The sequence below is a fragment of the Dyadobacter bucti genome (assembly GCF_005869225.1).
Taxonomy (GTDB): domain Bacteria; phylum Bacteroidota; class Bacteroidia; order Cytophagales; family Spirosomataceae; genus Dyadobacter; species Dyadobacter bucti.
In genome coordinates, this window is record NZ_SWFP01000002.1 from 1,169,042 (window position 1) to 1,183,555 (window position 14,514).

Below are 14,514 nucleotides of genomic sequence, written 5' to 3' on the forward strand. Positions count from 1 at the left end.
TCAGGGTTTCATTTAGGAATTTTATGGTGGATTATGTTTAGAAATTACAGCCTTTTCCGGTTATGATGATCTGTGCATCAAAAACCTGGTATTCCGCCTCTATACTTTTACAGATAATGTCCAGTTTCTCATATAGTGATTCGCCGGAGAGGTCCGCGGTCAGCCGGCAATTCTCCAGTATTTCGTCATCAAAAACAATATTTACGCCATAGCCCTTTTCAATTGCTTCAAAGACTGAGTTTAACGTCGCCGCCTGAAATTTAAAGGAGTAAACTTCCTTGACTGTCTTGGTCTTCCCCTCGGGAATGATCAGCAAAGGATTTTCAACCAGAGATTTCACTAAATGAAACTCCTGCCGCGACAGAACAGCCTGCTGATTAGGGGTTAATAAAATCCCGCCCTTTTCCCGGGCAGTCATATTTTGATGGTTCCTTAGCTTTTCGGCCACCTCAACACTGACCCGGCCGGTACTTACCTTTACCGTAACATCTTTATCTTCCGCGTAAGCCCTCACATTAAAGCTTGTTCCCAGAACTTTCGTTACCAGCTCGTTGGCGTACACAAAAAAGGGCTTATCGCGATTGGGAGTTACTATAAAAAAAGCCTCTCCGCTCAGATAAACCTCACGTTTAAGTTCTGAATCAAATGAGGCGGCGTAGCTTATCTTGCTTTTGGGGCTGAGCCTGACCCGGCTGCCATCGCTGAGTGTAATCAACATCGGACCGGACGTGCCGTTTATTTTTTCCAACAAGGCTGTCTCAGCTGCACTTCGGTTTATTTCGTAGGTGAGTTCATCGCTTGCAAATTGCTGACTTATAAACCAGCCGGCAGTGACTACGATAACCGCAGCGGCTGCACATTGCCACAGAAACTTCAGGTTGAATTTTCTCCGCACCATAACCGGCAATTCCCTTACCTCATCCATATCCTCTGCTAACTTGCTCCATATACGTTCCTCCGCTTCCCTGCCATCCTGGTTTGTTTCGGCGGCAGCATCCTTCCAGTCTTCGTCCAGCATGCGCTTCAGTTCGGAGAGATTTTCTCCGGACAGATAGAATTGTACCGTTTCCAGTTCATCAGGGGTACAAAGACCCTGACGATATCTGGTCAATAGCTGACGAGTGATCATTTGAAAATTTGTGTTTCTATGGAGTAATACAATCGGCAGGACGGGCACCTTTACCCGGTCCTTAAAAAAAATCAAAAAAAGAAATCATGAAAAAGGAAAAATGGGAGAACCGCTCCCGCAGGAAACGCAGTGCCTTTACCATCTGACCTTCGACGGTGCTGCGCGAAATGTCCATTGAAAGAGCGATTTCATCATAGGACATTCCTTGAAACCGGCTTTTTTCAAAGATCTCGCGACGCTTGGATGGCAGGCATTCGATGGCATTTTTTAATTCCATTGAAATCTCTTTCTCACGCAGCGTCATCTCCGAAATATCGTCCCTTGTGGAGACCGGAGCATCACATTCCCACGCACGAAACGCTCTCTCCCGGATAATGTCCCGCCTGTAATGGTTAATCACCAGCTGCCTCGCGATCACCAAAAGCTGGGCATCCGCAGAAATTGTTTCCGAGAAAGATTCCCTGCATTTCCATAATTTCAAAAACACGTCATGGGTAATGTCCTCGGCTTCCGCTATATCTTTGACATTCTTGCGCACAAAATTGAACACCTTCCTAAAGAACCTCCTGTAAAGAGTTTCGAAAGTAACGGGGTCCAAGTTCGAATATTCTGGCAACATACGGTATCTCGAAATAAAAGCTGCCAAATAAATGATTAGGCACTCCAAAAATAAAGTTAGATAAAAGGATAACAAATTATGCCAAGTACTACAAAAAACCTGGATTTGTGCATCCTGGAAGAAGAAAATACTGAAATCTCAGTATTGGCCATACAAACTTGCCCCGCCCGTGCGGGGGCTTGGGGAAGTTAAGGGCTGAAATGAAGATTGGGGATGAAACTATGTTTTCTGAGTTCGGGAGAGCCGTTAAGGACATACTTTCCATGTAGCAGGCCCCCGGAAAAGCTTTCCCCAGGCGGGGAACCCGCTCCCGGAGGGGCTTCGTCGTTGAATTTAAAAGTAATATCCTCCGCAACTATTCGCTGCGAAGGCTTCTGACCGGGTTCATTAATGCTGCTTTAATACTTTGAAAAGACACGGTAAAAACTGCAATGCTCATCACCAGGATGGCTGCCAACGCAAAAACCCACCATTCGATATGGATCTTATAGGCAAATCCTTCAAGCCATTTGTTCATCACATACCATCCTACCGGAGATGCAATACAGATAGCAATGACCACCAGTTTTAAAAAATCCCGCGAAAGCAATGCTACCACGCCGGCGATCGAAGCCCCAAGTACTTTTCGTATCCCGATCTCCTTAATGCGCTGCTCCGCCGAAAACAATGCCAGTCCGAGTAATCCAAGGCTTGAAATCAGGATTGCAAGAGGTGCCAGCAGATTCGAAAGTTTGGCAATCACCTGTTCGCTGCGGTAAAGCTTATCGAATTCCTGATCAAGGAACTGGTAACTAAAAGGGTAATCCGGGTTGATTTCCTTATAAACGGCACCGATTCCAGCAAGTGCTTCCCTGGTTTTTCCAGGTTTGGTACGTATCACAATGACCCCGAAATATTCATTTTCCTTGACATCAATAACCAGCGGCCTGATCTTCTCGTGCAGCGATTGCGTGTGGTAATCTTTGAGAACCCCAATGATATGTCCTTTCTTTTGCCATGCCGAGATCCATTTACCGATCGGATTTTTCATACCCATTTGTCTTACGGCCTCCTCGTTAACCATGAAAGCATCTGTTGAATCAGTAGCCATGGATTTCGAAAAATCACGGCCGGCCACGATTTTCAGGTTCATAAGCTTCACAAAATCCATACCTACCGAAGCCGGGCTGAAATATACAGCGGCATTCTTCTCTTTCCCTTCCCAGTCAATGGCATCGGCCACCGAAAAGCCCATGTCGTGCGGCGCCTCGGTACTTCTGTCTACCATGGCCACGCCGGGAAGCTCCGAAACACGGTCTTTAAAAAGCAGATAGTTATTTTTGGCTGACAATTGCCCCTCCACCCGAACATAAACCAGATTCTCCCGGTCAAATCCCAAATGTGTTTGCTGAACGAAACGGGTCTGCTGAGAAATAACAATAGTGGCAATCAGCAGCACGATCGACAGCGCAAATTGAAAGACAGTCAATCCCTGCCTGAACCACAAACCGCTCTGCGTAAACCGGGCCACTCCCTTTAAAATCCACACAGGTTTGAGGGAAGAAAGGTACAACGCTGGATAGCTTCCCGCTGCCACGCCGGTGGCCAGTAACAAAGCGGTCAAAAAAATCCAGAAAGATGTGTCGGTAGCAGGAAAACCGATCTCTTTGCCTGTCAGGTTATTGAAGGCCGACAATAACAATATTAAAAATGCCAGTGAAAGAAGCATTGCCAAAAAGGAAAAAAGAAGCGATTCTCCAAAAAACTGCAGCACCAGACTGGTTCTGGACGATCCGACCACTTTTCGCAAACCAACCTCTTTCGCACGCTTCACAGAACGGGCGGTAGACAAATTCATGAAATTGATGCAGGCAATCATAAGTATGAATATGCCTACTCCACTAAAAATCCGCACATATTCGATGCGGCCGCCTGCGGGTTTCCCATCTGAAAAAGTGCCATGAAGGTACTGGTCTGAGAATTTTATCAGACCTGCTCGCCGCTCAACCCCCTCCTTTTTCTCCAGGCGCGCCGCCAGGTAATGATTGATCTTACCCTCCACTTTTGCTACGTCCGCACCGTCCGAGAGCATCAGGTACGATCGGATCTCGTTTGAAGCAAATTCCAGTTTGGTCTTTTGCGCTTCCCAGTTGAATAAATAGTCAAATTTCAGGGAGCTGTGACGTGGAATGTCCTCAAAAACAGCGGTAACTTTAAAATTCATCCGGCTTTCAAATCGCATTGTTTTCCCCATTGCTTTGGCCGGGTCTCCAAAGAACATTTCCGCCATCCGCCTGGAAATCGCTACACCTCCTACGTCCTTCAATGCTGTCTCCGCCGTTCCCTCGATCAGTTTATAACTAAAAATCTTAAAGAAATCCTTCCCCGCACGGGAGCCTTCAAGCTTTATCTTTTTTTCTCCTACCTGAAATGTTTCCGGATGCCCCCAGGGCAACTCATAGCCGGTGGCATAGTAGGCCTGATATTTGATTTCGGGAATCGCTTCATGGATATTTTCCAGGGCAAAAGAGGGATAACTCGAGCCCGGCGCTATGAGAAATGAAGCTGAATACGATCCATTCACTTTTCCGTTTGCCGTAGTTGTTTCGTAAACCGCAAACAGATCGCTGCCGTTGGCGTGAAAACTATCAACCCGCTTTTCGTCCTGAACCCAAAGGAAAATAAAGAGGCAACATAAAATACCCAGTGCGAGCCCGCAGATATTGATAGCCGAGATCCCTTTGTTCTTGACAAGGTTACGAAATGCAATTTTGAAATAGTTTTTTATCATGGCGGGGCCTAAATTAAAGGTTGATTGATATTCATTCTTTTGGCGCTCAATAAATACCGGCCTGATATAAGACAACGCTTCCAGGATGTATCGCCTTCTGGCATTGGTTATTCCATGAACCGTCAGCCGCCGGGCGTAGCGTTCGTGCAGATCGCCAAGGACCTGTTCACGGAGATGCGGCGCAACCAGCCGGTTCAGCAGGAGGGTCAGATAACGGGGCGGTTGACCGGATGCCCGATCTGAGGACTTTTGTTTCGGTTTCATCGGAAGAAGCTTGTTAACTGATCAGTTCCATTCCATGCGGATAGCCGGCAAAATCCGGTCCCAAAACCTGTTACGAACGGCTCTTGACTCTTCCAGAACGCGTCCGCCCAAAGCCGTTACTGAGTACAAACGCTTTCTGCGCCCGCCCCTTTCCGAAGTTGCTTCCCCCCAGACCGACCGCAGGTAACCTTTTTGCTCAAGGCGTTGCGTCGCCGCGTGCACGGCACCAGAGGTTACGATATTGCCGGTTTCACGCTCAAGCTCTTCGGCAATGGTTATCGTGTATGCGTTGCTCGACAAGGCAGCAACCGCCAGCAGTACAATTTCCTCAAATTCTCCCAAATCGCTCCGTCTCATCGATCAACGCGGTTGTTAAATGAAAATGTATATGATCTATTTCTGTATAACAAACTGTGTGCCAGAATCAGATCATTGTCTTATCGGCTTGAAATCGATGTTTTTGAGTAAACCGGCAACGGGCGTTTGTTCAGTATCGGACAATTGGCGTTCGTGTTTGGACAAAGCACATCCACCCGGTAACTTACATTGAAATGCATGTAAATTAACCAGGAACTTCCCGAGGGATTTATATCAATTTCCCTTTCAACGAAACAGCGCTTCATATGACACAGTCAAGCGTTATGAATATCCAACCTGGTTTCAATATAAATCCAATGGAAAAATGGTTAGAAGCATTGGAGGAAATCAGACGTTTAAATGCAGAGTTGCTGAAAGTGAAAGATGAGCAGATAAGGATTTCAGAAAAATTAATTGAGAATAAATAGGTCGGAAAATGAACAGACTGGAGAAGTATAAAGCCGCGATGATCAAACTTTGTAAAACGCACAAAGTGAAGAGTCTGTATGCTTTCGGCTCAGTCCTGACTGACAGTTTCGACGGTGAAAGTGACATTGATCTGATTGTCGACTTTGCTAATATGGAAGTTGAGGACTATGCCGACAACTACTTTGATTTCAAATTTTCGTTACAGGAAACTTCAAACGGCCGGTTGATCTGTTGGAAGAGAAAGCGATTAAGAATCCATATTTTCTGCAAAATGTAATTCAGCAAAGGCAGCTTGTATATGGACATTGAAATTAAGACGTGGCGATACGATATGCTGAATGCGATTGTAGAAATCGAGGAGCTAGTCAAAGGTTTTTAACGATTGTACACGCTGTCTTACGCCATACTTCCCAAAATCTTCCAACGCCCATCCGCCGGAATGCGGCCGATATCATCCGCTACTATCACAAATTGTCACCCCCATTCCAGCCACCCGCAAATTGTCGCAAAACACCCTCATATTGTCACGATTGTCCCTCACGCACGTCCCTTGCCCGCGTTAACTTTGTGCAAACATCAACTTGACAACGGACAAAATGAGAAAGATCAAAATCATGGAACATGTCTCGCTGGACGGCGTGATCCAGCATGAAAACGGTGAAGGATTCGTACACGGCGATTGGACGACCCCCTATAGGAGCCCGGCTGGGTTAGAGGCCGTTATGGAGGCTCAGGGCGATGTTTTCGACCTGCTACTTGGCCGACGCACCTACGATCTCTGGACCGGCTATTGGCCAAATGCAGGAGGCAGCCCGATAGGGAAAAGTATTAATGCCGCAACCAAATACGTCGCAACCCACAGGCCGGACAGTCTCGAGTGGGGCCCGGTCGGGAACCTAGGCGCGGATGTCATAGAGGGAATACGCAGCGTCAAGTCCACCGACGGCCCCGACCTGATTGTCTGGGGAAGTTCAACGCTGACATCCGTATTGCTGAACCACGGACTGGCCGACGAGGTTGTGCTGATGGTCTACCCTGTTTTACTGGGCCGGGGCAAACGTTTTTTTTCGGACACTGCCGACCCACGCGAACTCGCCTTCGTCAGCACCAAAACGACACCCACAGGTGTACTCATCAACACCTACCGGCATGTAGGGGCGCTGCCAAAGCCTGTCTGAAAAAAGTAACAGATATGTCTCCCGGCCGCGTGGTACCAACTACCACTTGAAATGAAGAAAGGAAACAGCCTGGCGCGGAAGCTTCATTTCAACTGTTGTGCTGCCGTTTTTGGGCGTGATCCATTCCGGTGAAGTAAGCAATTCCAGTTGCCCTGCTTTTTCCAGTACCCGGATCTGCTCTCCCGAAGGTTGTTTTGGCGAACCCATGCTTTTCCAGACTTCATAGGAGTTGCTGTTTTCTTTATCAATGCGATAATGATAGAGCATCATTTTCTGAGATGGCAATCCTTTCACCAAAACCTTTACAGGTGCGTCGGGAGCAGGAACATTATCGTCATGGTAATTCCATACCATCACACCGGCAGAGTTGGCACTTTTGGAAGCAAGACCGTTGATATCGGCCTCGCCGCGCACACTTTCATCCCGCACTCTTCTAAAATCATAAGCCAGATTCTGCTTCACTTCCACACGGTTTCCTTCCATCATTCCAAACATCCTGAACACATTCAGTACTGGCTTGTTGACCCCATTCGTTGCCAGGTCACGGAAACCACGGAACCACGCCTGATCCTCAAACTCGAACGACCAGCTCACCGCACCCAGCAGGTTCACCCCTCTGGCATGTGCCAATTCATATTTTCTGGCAAAAGATGCAGCTGTGTAGCTCGAATACATGGTTCCGTTCCGATACGCATTCTGCGGGCTTACATCCTCCGAACAAGCCGCGCATCCCTCCGGATCAGATTCACCGATGATGATCGGCAGTTTTTTCAATGTGGGGTAAGAGGCTACAATTTCAAAGCCTTTGTCCAGATCACGCATTTGCGTTCCCATGTTCATCTGTACGTGGCCATCCACCAGTTTAGGAGCTCCTTTGGCGTGATAGGTAATGAAATCCAGGGGCGTACCTGTTTTTCCGCTTACATAGTTTTTGCCTTTGGTTACATGGTCCAGGAAAGCTTTCAGCCATACCTGCGATTTGTCCCACGACGGCCCTGTCACCTCCGGACCTCCCACTTTTGCAGTCGGCAGGGCACGTTTTACAGCGTCGGCAGTATAATCGTACAACTTGATGTACTCTTCCATTGTCCCCTTCCAGTAGCTGATGTTTGGTTCGTTCCAAAGTTCCCAGTACCAGCTTTCCACTTCCTTTTGTCCATAACGGGAAACGGAATGTTTCACCCACTGATACACCAGTTCGGCCCACTTGTTATAATCTTTTGGAGGATATGCCCAGCCCAGGTAAATATCGTTGTAATCATCTCCCGGTTTCCAGTGGTGACGGTAAGGCTCCGGTTTGGTCGAAAGGGCCTGTGGCATAAAGCCGATCTGTGCGATAGGCTTCATACCTCTTTCGATGTAGGTATCAAATATTTTATCGACAATGGTCCAGTCGTAAACCGGATTGCCCTGTGCATCCTCAGTATATGCATTTGTTGATCCCCATTTGAGTGCGGCTTCACCATCGCCGGTGACCAGCAAACTGTGCGCACGAACATAAACGGGACCTTTACTGAATTGTGCCATTTCAGTCAAAAGCTTTTTACCATCCTTCATATAGGTATAGTTCGGCTCATCATAGCCAAAAAATGCCCATATCGGTTTCATTGGTTCTTTTACTGCGGCAAGATTCACATCTATAGTGACAGGCGCCTGCTGCGACCGGCTGGAAAAAGGAACAGCTAATGCCGAACACAATGCAGCGCTCAACAGGAATGATTTTGTGTTTTTTAACAACATTTGATACGATTTAGGCAATAACGGTCGATCATGGTTTTCGTTTGGAAATCTCGGGTACCGACGGATGAAATGGATGATGTGGAAGCACTTCCGTCATGTTCAGCAATATTTTCTGAATGGCAAGACGATCAGGGAATGTTATTGCGGGAAACAGATTAAGTGATATTCTTATCAAAAAAGCGGATTATTTTGAATCAGGCACAAACAGAACTGCGTCGGCAACCACGGCCCCCGAAGCGCCCTCCGACGAGATATTCACGGCAGACGCACCGCCCTGGGGAAGATCGAATTTGCCGAGATGATACCACTCACCGGAAGTTTGCCCTTCCACCACAATATCTTTATCCTGTACTGTTATGTCCTTGACCTCATTTCCATGTTTTACCGTAAGCTTTATTTCGGAAGCCGCTTTGGCCACTTTCGGGAAATACACGTAAATATGGTAGGCGCCGGATGCGGGCACCTCAGGTGTAAATGTGACCGACCCGCCATTCCTTTCGTTCTCTTTCGTAGCTAAAAACGATGGCCCATACCCCCCTTTTTTTACCACTTCCCACTCCCCTTTGACTGCAACATGCTTCGTATCGTCATTATCGACCAGAATCTCAGGTACCAAACCATTCACCAGCGGATCAGTCTTTAATCTGGCCTGCAATTTGGCGACATCGATACGCTGAACGCTGGTTTTGGAATCAATTGCCATGACTGCTGCGACGGCCGAGGATTGCGCCAGCACCATAAACACGGGCTCCATACGGATAGAGCCGTAGGCGATGTGCGAAGCTGAAAGACAGACCGGCACCAGCAAATTGGTACATTCCTTTTCCTTCGGCACTAGTGACCCATAGGCGATCGGGTAAGGGCCGAATCCGCCGACCTCGACATTCCCCTCGTTTTTGGCCATGCCGTTCACCACAATGCGCTGAATGTTATGCGAATCCATCGTGTAGGCGGCCATTCCCACACCGTCCTTGACTACTTCCTTCCCCTCACAATTGGCTTGGGTCATTACATAGTTGCCAATCATTCGCCTTGCCTCCCGGACGTACAATTGCGGCGACCAGTGCCCGGTTTCAACATATTCATCTTTGGGATAACCCCATTTCAGCATTGCCTCCCTCAGTTCAGAAGGAACCCGTGGATCGTGGCCAAAAAAGTACAGCAAACCTTTGGTGTAGCTTTCGTGCGCTTTGATAATTTCCTCCCGCTTCTTGTAGCCGGCATCCGGATAGTCGTAGTTCATACCGATCATATCCGTCGAAAAGCCGTTCCGGTTGTTAATGTCCGTTTTGTTATTGGGCATTTTCGACCAGATAAAGTAGTCGTTCAGGGTTTTCCGTTCAGGTTGCCTGGCGATCAGCCGGGCAAGGAGTTCGAAATGGGCGGGGTCATAGCCATCGGGTTTTGTAATTGGCACCATATTACCGGGATCCGATGTCAGGCAAATACGGTAATTATATGCCTGCACCTTTTTGTCGCCTGTTCCGTTTGGTTCCAGTTTATCATTGGAAACACCCCATACCAGTCCGCTTTCCGACTTTCCTGCAATTTTATAGGGGTCGATACCGTCGGGAAGCTGATGTCCCTTCATGAGCTGAACGCCGTTGATCGTCTCGTTGTAATCAGCGTTGGCCTCCCGCCCTACCGCATATTTCACACCCGCTTTGGCCATCAGGTCGCCTTCGTAAGTACAATCCAGAAAAACCTTTGCGACAATGGTGCGGTTGGATTTGGTATCGGGTTTGAGGCTGTTTTCCAAAACGATGGACTTGATTTCAGCACCGGATTTACTGGCACTGATGACCCTGCTTTGATATAAAACCTTGATCCCGGCCTCGTCGAGATACTGCTGCAGATATTTCTTGGCGACGCCCGGTTCGAATGTCCATTGCTCGAACTTGCCGTAATGTTTGCCGATCCGACGATAAAAGTCACGCGACAGACCGGTGATCGCATATTTGTTCCCGATATCCGTATAACCGAGCCCACCGGAAGTCATGCCTCCCAAATGCCCGCCCGGCTCGATCAGCACAACCGTTTTACCCATTTTTTTAGCCGTATAAGCTGCTATCACGCCGGCCGACGTTGCTCCGTAAATGCATACATCCGCTTGTACAGGACTCTCGGCACCGAACCTGAACCCCGATAGCAGGAATGCCGCTAAACAGGCGATCTGCGCTATTGCTATCCTTTTTCTCATTATTTTTTATGGTTTTTATGCTCAGTAACCCGGACTCCGATCCTTGGCGGTGACCGCTTTGTGATGTGATCTTGGCATTTGGGGTCAGCGTTGTTTGAATAATCCCCTAATTTGAAAAAAAATCATGTTAATCCCGCAATAGTCTCTACCGGTTCTTTACAGGTGACGCTGAGTGCAGGATCTTGCCATTACCGGCCAGAAGAAAATCGGTATATTGGCACAACTTCGCAACAGCTGAATAATTAAAACATCATTGACCCTTACTATCAGATCAATTACCTTGGTTTTCCCGCATTCATTGGTTATTTTCTTTTTGTTCATTATCTCTAATGCGTTTGGACAGCAGGCAATCACCAATATTTCTACGGCCGGGCACCTGCCAATTCCCGGAACGAAAGTGAGCGTTGTGCCCCCGGGTGGCTTTAAAAAGCATCGAATTTCGCTGGATTTCAACAGCCGTAAAGTGGCTCGAGTATCATGGTCGTCAGCATTCCAGGGCCGGCTGAAAAAGTTCAGGCCGGGTTGACAAAGGATGCTCTTTTATCGCAAGGTTTTGAAATACTCATTCATTTACAACACAGATGGAAAGCTCCCTACGGAGTCCACGGATCGGGTATCCTATGTTATCGCGAAGTCATTTTCAAAAGTGCAACCGGAGGAAAAAAAGCTCTTTTGCTTAAACAGGATAAAACAGCTGCATCCCGAAATAAAGGTCGATCAGACCAGTGAGCTAAGCGTTGACGGAATCACTGGCTACGAACTCAGCGGAGACGTCAGCAACAAGAAATATGACCAGGATGAGAAAATCTATCAGGCAATCCTGTTTAGCGACAATCTGTATTATATCATGATCGGCTCCGCCAACACCGGTTTCGCGAAGAATCTGGAGATTTTCAAATCCCTAACACGGACATTCAAGCGTAAGTAGTGATGGAGAGCGATCATACAGTTTACGGAAGGAAGAACATCTGCCGGCTTACCAATTTTAATAACAATCGGTCATCAGCTGATTGCGGCTTTTGTAAAAACTGAGGCTCTGATTGTTTTTTGACAGACAAAGTTCGTCCAGCAAGAGCTCCACATCTTTCTGCATTCTTAAAGACCCACAGATCATGATCACGCCACGGTTCCTCAGAAGGTCCGTAAAATATTCGGCGTCCGTTCGGATCAGATCCATCACATATTGCGGTTCGGCTCCCCGGGAGTGGGCTATGTTCAGACTTTCCAGGCGTTTCTGTCCAATTTCAAAAGATGCGAACTGTCGGTACTGCTCTGTCAGTTGGTTGTCATACCTGAACCCTGCATACATTCTTACCGGAATATTTGCATGGTTATTCATGACCATTCCCAAAAAAGGTGCTATACCGGTGCCGTTAGCAATCATAACAACGGAGCCCGCCTTTTGCGGAAAATGGAAGCCGGGATTATGCATAATACGGGCTTTCAGTTTGCTGTTCACTTCCAGTTTGTAAAGGTAACCCGAACCCAGACCGTTTTCGTAGAGCTTTACCATCAGCTGGACCATCCCATTGTTTTGTCCGATCGAATAGAAGCGTTCGCGGCTGTCGCCTGCGGGGTAGATCGCCAGCAGGTCGCCGGACTGGAAAACACCAGGTGATTCCGGCGCGAGCACTATTTTGAATGTTGCATTATCCGCACTAACAAGGGTTTTTTCTACTACTTTCAAATTTTTCAGCCCGACCTGTTTGGTTGTATAAAGTGCCGGAGCGGTGGCCAGGGCGGTCAGGGATTTCTCGCTCCATGCATGAACCCACCGGACAAATTCTTCCGGAGACTTATCATTGACCGTGTAAAGGTTCAGGTGCCGTTTGGCCCATTGCTGCTTTTCCAGCAGCTGATCGACATCTTTGGCAAATTCGCAGAAATCGGCGTAGGCCTTTGATCCGAAACCGACAACGCTGAATGAAATATCCTGCTGCTGACTGATTTTTTGTACCAGATCGGTAAAATGAGTCGCGTTTGCCGGTGGACTGCCCAATCCGTAGGTTGAGGTAAAAACAATCAGATGCTGCGCCTGAGGATAGGCTTTGTACTGATTCATTTCGGAAATAAAAGAGCGCTTCCCGTCCGCAAGCAGCTGCTGATGTATCTGATTGGCAAAGAATAAAGTGCTGCCATTTTCGGTCCCTGCCAGTACTACAATTTCCGCGCTTTCGGCTTTAAACTTATTTCTTATTTTAGTCCGGGTTCGCTTCAAAGTCATCACAAAGCCCGTGTAAATGAACGCCAGAATGTTCAGCGAAGAAAAGCCCAATACAATAGCCCACAAAATGTTGGTACGGCCCGTGTGCAGGTCCAGGCTTAATTTTTCAAAAATTACGGTATCGTTGTATGATGTTTGCCCGGCAATGGTGCCATCGATCTGGTTGACCCTGATGGTTTTATCCCTCAGTTTCAGAATATAAAATTCTTCCGGATCTCCTTCAAAAAGAGGGAATTCTATCTTTTCAACATCAGCAAGTTTCGTTTGCCGAAATACTGGAAATTTGTTTTTTTCCAGAGCTACCGGTTCGGCCGGCTGTACCACACCGGGTGCATCCACACCGGGTAATTCCACCTCATCCTGATTCATGACTCCTATCCTGACCATAAAAAGGTAAGTTCCGGTGAGCGCAATGATGAGAATGGGAACCAGAAAGAGCCTGCCGCTGACTACATGAAAATATTGGGAGAAAAAATCGCGGTTTATTTTTGCAAAAAAATGGCGTACGCCTTGTTGCCGTTTAACGATTAAAATAACGCCGCTTATCGCGATCAGAAGTAGCAGAAAGGAGACCACCCCCACTATAATTCGTCCGGTCTCTTTGAGGAACAAAGACCGGTGTAACGAAATATTCCATTGGATAAAATCGCTTTTGGGCACGATCTGCCCTAAAACCCTACCATCCCGCGGATCAATGTAAGCCTTTACATGCTCACCCTCTTCATTGGTGGCGTCAATTGTCACAAACTGATTGTGGTCCACAGACAGCTCAATGATTTCGGGGTAGATCTTACTCAGAGCCGGTATGCACTCCGCCAGATTAACGGAATTGATATCCTTAATCCGGTAAGCTGGCATTTTTTCATTCACTGCGTCATACGCCAGAATGACCCCTGTTACCGAAAGAATTACCAGGAACAGCGTAGAAACAAATGCCAGCGCTAAATGTGCAAACCTCCAGATAGAGAGAGTCATTGGACTTATTGTACTTTACTTAGTTTTACAAAGCGAATATACCCGCTTCCTGTTGTCCGCTCGGCAAGGCCTTCTGTGGTTAAAGGAATTTCGACATCGGCAACATGATATTTCTGTTCTTCCACGGCCGTTTCAAACCTTAATTTGTACCCCTTGTTCATTTTAGCATCTTCCACCTCTATCACATGCACGGCCCTGTCTCCTCCTGTAACAGAGGCACCTGTGATGGCACTGAGCTTCGCCTTTGTTTTCGTCTGGTACTTGTGCCATTCTTTAAGTGTGTTATACCATTGTTTGTCTGGCCCCAGTACATACAATGTTTTGTCGTAAGCACCCTGAGGGTTGATCAGAGAGATCACCACATAAGCAGCCTCACCACGATAGCCGTTCATTTGTACAAGGCACTTGTATTTACTGGTTTGAGCGAAAGCATTGGCGGCAAAATATACTATAAAAACGAATGACAAAAGCGGCTTAAAAAAATACTTCATCGGTTGGGTATTCAATGGGTGAATGTGTTTTGAATTTTGAATGAGTGAATTTTGAATGAGTGAATGTGGAATGGCTGAATAGTCAACGGTCGAACGGTTTATGACTAATCAAAAAATAATCATTCACTCATTCACTCA

At 47.2% G+C, this 14,514-nt stretch carries 12 protein-coding genes; 4 read left to right on the top strand and 8 right to left on the bottom strand.

Translation table 11 applies throughout. The features are described from left to right. Positions 1 to 37: 37 nt before the first annotated feature. The 4 genes from FBF61_RS09625 to FBF61_RS09640 form a co-directional block, all read right to left on the bottom strand. Entirely contained in the window at positions 38 to 1,129 is a 1,092-nt protein-coding gene (locus tag FBF61_RS09625) for a FecR family protein (protein WP_138476976.1), read from the bottom strand. A gap of 61 nt (positions 1,130 to 1,190) precedes the next feature. Beyond that, complete coding sequence (locus tag FBF61_RS09630) at positions 1,191 to 1,748, bottom strand: RNA polymerase sigma-70 factor (protein ID WP_138476977.1); 558 nt, start codon at positions 1,746 to 1,748, stop codon at positions 1,191 to 1,193. 355 nt (positions 1,749 to 2,103) lie between these two features. Further along, the gene (locus FBF61_RS09635; protein ID WP_229214983.1) at positions 2,104 to 4,782 is read right to left on the bottom strand and encodes an ABC transporter permease; all 2,679 of its coding nucleotides are present in this window, start codon (positions 4,780 to 4,782) and stop codon (positions 2,104 to 2,106) included. A gap of 21 nt (positions 4,783 to 4,803) precedes the next feature. Then, positions 4,804 to 5,139, bottom strand: coding sequence for a PadR family transcriptional regulator (locus FBF61_RS09640; RefSeq protein ID WP_138476978.1), 336 nt, complete (start codon positions 5,137 to 5,139; stop codon positions 4,804 to 4,806). A 266-nt stretch (positions 5,140 to 5,405) separates the two neighbouring features. Here FBF61_RS09640 and FBF61_RS34565 point away from each other — a divergent pair, with 266 nt between their 5' ends. From FBF61_RS34565 to FBF61_RS09650, 3 genes are all read left to right on the top strand, one after another. Then, on the top strand, positions 5,406 to 5,567 hold the full coding sequence (locus tag FBF61_RS34565; protein ID WP_166444483.1) for a hypothetical protein: 162 nt from the start codon (positions 5,406 to 5,408) through the stop codon (positions 5,565 to 5,567). A gap of 8 nt (positions 5,568 to 5,575) precedes the next feature. Then, entirely contained in the window at positions 5,576 to 5,845 is a 270-nt protein-coding gene (locus FBF61_RS09645; protein WP_205748252.1) for a nucleotidyltransferase family protein, read from the top strand. A gap of 337 nt (positions 5,846 to 6,182) precedes the next feature. Then, positions 6,183 to 6,746: a dihydrofolate reductase family protein gene (locus tag FBF61_RS09650; RefSeq protein ID WP_205748268.1), complete on the top strand. Its 564-nt coding sequence runs from the start codon at positions 6,183 to 6,185 to the stop codon at positions 6,744 to 6,746. A gap of 39 nt (positions 6,747 to 6,785) precedes the next feature. Here the strand turns inward: FBF61_RS09650 and FBF61_RS09655 are convergent, their stop codons facing one another. Together FBF61_RS09655 and FBF61_RS09660 are read right to left on the bottom strand one after the other, a co-directional pair. Next, a complete protein-coding gene (locus FBF61_RS09655) occupies positions 6,786 to 8,486 on the bottom strand; it encodes a GH39 family glycosyl hydrolase (RefSeq protein ID WP_138476980.1) in 1,701 nt (566 codons plus the stop codon). 184 nt (positions 8,487 to 8,670) lie between these two features. Beyond that, a complete protein-coding gene (locus FBF61_RS09660; protein WP_138476981.1) occupies positions 8,671 to 10,686 on the bottom strand; it encodes an FAD-dependent oxidoreductase in 2,016 nt (671 codons plus the stop codon). Between the two features lie 553 nt (positions 10,687 to 11,239). On the opposite strand from FBF61_RS09660, the gene FBF61_RS09665 reads away from it, so the two are divergent. After that, a complete protein-coding gene (locus FBF61_RS09665) occupies positions 11,240 to 11,614 on the top strand; it encodes a hypothetical protein (protein WP_138476982.1) in 375 nt (124 codons plus the stop codon). Between the two features lie 57 nt (positions 11,615 to 11,671). On the opposite strand, the gene FBF61_RS09670 is transcribed toward FBF61_RS09665, so the two are convergent. Both FBF61_RS09670 and FBF61_RS09675 read right to left on the bottom strand, forming a co-directional pair. Then, the gene (locus FBF61_RS09670; RefSeq protein ID WP_138476983.1) at positions 11,672 to 13,885 is read right to left on the bottom strand and encodes a PepSY domain-containing protein; all 2,214 of its coding nucleotides are present in this window, start codon (positions 13,883 to 13,885) and stop codon (positions 11,672 to 11,674) included. Between the two features lie 5 nt (positions 13,886 to 13,890). After that, positions 13,891 to 14,376, bottom strand: a complete 486-nt coding sequence (locus FBF61_RS09675) for a DUF2271 domain-containing protein (protein WP_138476984.1) — start codon at positions 14,374 to 14,376, stop codon at positions 13,891 to 13,893. Positions 14,377 to 14,514 lie beyond the last annotated feature (138 nt).